2 protein-coding genes are annotated in these 2,936 nt (G+C 46.8%); both read left to right on the forward strand.

All coding sequences use genetic code 11. The annotated features are described in order from the left end of the window. Window positions 1–846: S1 RNA-binding domain-containing protein (locus Q0499_RS03345; protein WP_299196026.1), on the forward strand; the 846-nt coding region annotated here is incomplete at its 5' end. Window positions 847–1,333: 487 nt separating this feature from the next. Continuing rightward, on the forward strand, window positions 1,334–2,689 hold the full coding sequence (locus Q0499_RS03350; RefSeq protein WP_299196027.1) for a TolC family outer membrane protein: 1,356 nt from the start codon (window positions 1,334–1,336) through the stop codon (window positions 2,687–2,689). The last annotated feature ends 247 nt before the right edge of the window (window positions 2,690–2,936 follow it).

The following is a 2,936-nucleotide window of genomic DNA, read 5'->3' on the forward strand; positions in this document are numbered from 1 at the left end:
GAGCGGCGTGCCGATGATGCCACCCGGGATGTGATGGCCTGGCTGAAATGCGAATATATGCAGGACTGTGTCGGTGATGAGTTCAGCGGTGTTATCTCCGCGGTGACCGGCTTTGGTGTGTTTGTTGAGCTGGAAGAGGTCTATGTTGAAGGTCTGATCCATATCTCTGCGCTGCCGGGTGACTATTACCACTACGATGCCGCGCTGCAACGCCTGTATGGTGAACGTAGCGGTAAGTCTTTCCGACTGGGTGACCGGGTGCAGGTGCAGGTTGCCAGAGTTGATCTGGATGACCGCAAAATCGATTTCGAACTGGTGAAAAAGCTCGATGCGGCGGACAAGCAGGGCGCCGGGACCGGTGAGTCAGGCGATAATACAAAGCCTGAACCAAAGAAGCTGAGTAAGCGCGAGTTGCTACGTTCTGGAAAGATTGCGATGGCTGAGCTGGAAAGTCGCCAGGGGCGCAGACCTTCGGGTAGCCGTCACTCAGACAGGTCGGGTTCCGGCCGTTCTGAGCCTGAAAGGACGGGGTCCGCCCGTCCTAAACGCTCCTCTTCGCGGAAAGGGGCGGAGAGCGAAACACACTGGGGTGGTGCGGCGGATCGAAAAACCTCGGCTAAGCCTGCCCGTAAACGCGCAACTGAACCGAAAGCGGATCAAGGCTCGCGGCAACAAGGTTCACGGCAAAAGTTAGAGGCGAAGCCTGATAATCCAGGCGGTTCACGTTTGAGCGAGTCTGAACTGGAAGTGATCCGGCTGTCGAGAAAGCCCTCTAAAGGTCTGAGCAACCGGGCTAAGAAACGTAAACTGAAAAAACTACGGGGTAAGACCTCAAACAAGTCCTAGTATCGGGGTTCTGTCTCGTTTGGCCGATTCTGTTAAAGCGGGCGTCATTGATCATGCGCCCGCTTTTTTGTGTCTGATCATTTTGCTACCACCGCTTTCTGTGGAAAGGCTACCGCTGGTTAATAAACGATCTCCGGACGATTGTCATCAGATAAGAACAGTCGTGTCTGTGTATGATTCGATTGTTTGGATTCACTTGAGGTAAGTTAAAAGCGCTTAATATTAGTTTTTCTTAATATATTGTTTTTACTGGTTTTTCTGTTAATGCTCTGTTTTATATCGCTTTATTCTGTGCCACAGAAATAGTGCGTCATACATCTGTTTTATTGTTTGAATTCTGTATATTTGTTGACCATAATGGATTATCACTGGAACTATTCTATGCTGCTGTTCAGGATAAATATAAATTAATTATAGATAGGGATGCCAGCTCTCCGCATGGTTGATGGTGAGAGAAACCTCAGGAAGAGGTTGTAGGGGGGATGACATGGTTAATCATAAATTAACCCGTATTCTAGTGAGTACGGGTTTCTGTTCGGTGTTGCTTTGTTCAGCTCAGGCACAGGCTGAAGATTTGATGGATGTTTGGAAAGTCGCTGAAAAGAATGATACTAAATACCTTTCCGCATATCACAAATTTCGCGCTGATCAGGAAATCATCAACCTAAGTCGCGCTGATTTACTCCCCACCATATCGCTGCAGTATGAGCATAAAGAGACCAGTAAAACCATCAATGAGTCAGATAACGCGGTCTTTTATGGCAACTCTGCTGACTACCCCACCGATAGCTACGGCCTGACACTTACCCAATCAATTTTTGATTACTCCCGCTGGCAGCGCTACGACCAGTCAAAAATCAGCGCTAATCGGGCAGAGGTAGAATATAACCTGTCCAAACAGCAGTTGTTATTAAGACTGTCAGAAAGCTACTTTTTGGTTTTGGAGCGGAGTGATCAGCTTCAGGCGATTGCAGCCGAAAAGAAAGCGATGTTTAAGCATTTTGAAGTATCTGAAAAGAAGCATAAAACAGGTCTGGTACGAACAGTGGACTTGCAGGATGCCTCGGCACGTTATCTGAATGCTTTGAGTAAAGAGATCGAATTAAAGAGTCGCTTAATGGATAGTCGCTATGCGCTGCGAGAATCTTTAGGTTCTATGCCGGGTGCATTATCCCGATTGCGCAGCGATATCAGCCTTGAAATGCCTGTGCCATCTGACCCTGAAGAGTGGGTCAGTCTTGCTGCAAAAAACAACCCTGAATTACATGCGCTTAACCTCTCTTTAAACGAAGCGGATAAAGAGATTAAAGCCTTACGCGGCGGCCATTATCCAACGCTTGATCTGGTTCTGACTCACGGTAATGAAGCCATTGAGGGGTCACCATTCGGTGGTACCAGCGATATCGATACCACAGAAATCACCGTTCAGTTGAATGTGCCGCTGTATTCTGGTGGTAAAACGTCCGCCAAACTGCGTCAGGCAATAGCGAAGCGTGATAGTGTGCTTGAAGATCGCAATGATAAAAAGCGCGCAGTTGAGCGTTCCGCTCATGATGCTTACTCCCGTATTAATGAAGCGATTGTGCAAATCGGCGCGCTTGAAAAGTCTCTCCAGTCTCAGGAAAGTCGTCTGAAATCTAAGTCAGCTGGTTACCGTAGTGGTCAAAATAGCCTGGTGGAAGTTCTGGATGTTGAACAGGATCTTTCCGATGCAAGACAGGCTTTGATCAAGGCGCGATACGATTATGTGTTGAACGTATTGCGTCTGAAATTTGCGGTTGGTGCGCTGCAGGAAGAAGACCTGTCTGCAATAAATAACTGGCTTACAAGCGATCAGTCTTAAGCTCTACGTAGTCTCCGCGCATTGATTATTTTCGTTATCTTGCGCAGAGAAACTTGCTTATCCCCGGTATTAACTGAAAAAAGCGTATTGGTTAGCTGCTTTTTTCAAATGAAAAAATCATTGGATAAAAATTATGTCATATATATTTAATCGTCTATTCAGAATGCGTTATGACAAATTTCGTAATTTAAGACAATTCATATGGAGCAGTCAGGGGATAACTGCTCGACGACGTAATACTTATCTG

Source organism: uncultured Amphritea sp., assembly GCF_937127095.1.
Taxonomy (GTDB): Bacteria; Pseudomonadota; Gammaproteobacteria; order Pseudomonadales; family Balneatricaceae; genus Amphritea.